The 771-nt window shown below is 67.1% G+C and carries 1 protein-coding gene; it reads left to right on the top strand.

From position 1 onward, the window contains the following. Positions 1-18: 18 nt before the first annotated feature. On the top strand, positions 19-771 hold a 753-nt coding region (locus ACFPZN_RS56890), incomplete at its 3' end, for an acyl-CoA dehydrogenase family protein (protein ID WP_378293670.1).

Below are 771 nucleotides of genomic sequence, written 5' to 3'. Positions count from 1 at the left end.
CAGATGGTCCGGGAGACGGTGGCCAAGTCGCGGTCGTTGCCGGAGGATCGGTTGTGGGCGCAGTACCGGGAGTTGGGGTGGTTGGAGGCTCCGCCGGTAGAGCTGGCGATCGTGCTGGAGGAGTTGGGGTATGTGGCCGATCCGACGCCGTTTTTGGCGTCGGCGACGTGGTTCGCTCCGCTGGCGGGCAGGTTGCCCGAGGGTGCGGGGACGGCGGTGTGCGACGGGACCGGGCGGTTCGTGCTGGACGCGGACAGGGCGGATGAGGTCGCGTTGGTGACCGGTGATGGTGTGGTGGTGGTGAACGGGGCGGATCTGGCGGCCAAGCGGGTGGATGTCTTCGATCCGACGCTGCATGTGGCGCATGTGGAGGCGCAGGATCTGGTCGCCGGTGTCCCGGATCTGGCGTTGATGGGGTTGGCGGTCACGGCCGTCGGCAGTTGCCGCCGGATTTTGGATCTGGTGGTGGAGCATGTGAAGCAGCGGGTGCAGTTCGGTGTGCCGATCGGGTCGTTCCAGGCGGTGAAGCACAAGGCCGCAGACATGTACGTGGCGATCGAGCGGGCCCGTGCGCTGGCGTATTTCTCGGCGTTGACGATCGCGGAGGACGACGCGGGTCGTGGCCGGGCGGCGTTGATGGCCAAGGCTGCGGCGGGGGAGTGTCAGCGGGTGGTGTTCGCTCATGGGCTGCAGTTGTTCGGGGCGATGGGGTTCACGTGGGAGAACGAGGTGCAGGTGCATTTGAAGCGGGCGAAGGCGTGTGATCTGCTG

The sequence above is a fragment of the Actinomadura rugatobispora genome (assembly GCF_042656285.1).
Classification (GTDB): domain Bacteria; phylum Actinomycetota; class Actinomycetes; order Streptosporangiales; family Streptosporangiaceae; genus Spirillospora; species Spirillospora rugatobispora.
The sequence above is the reverse complement of the archived record's forward strand: the minus strand, read 5'-3'. Positions and strand labels throughout refer to the sequence as shown.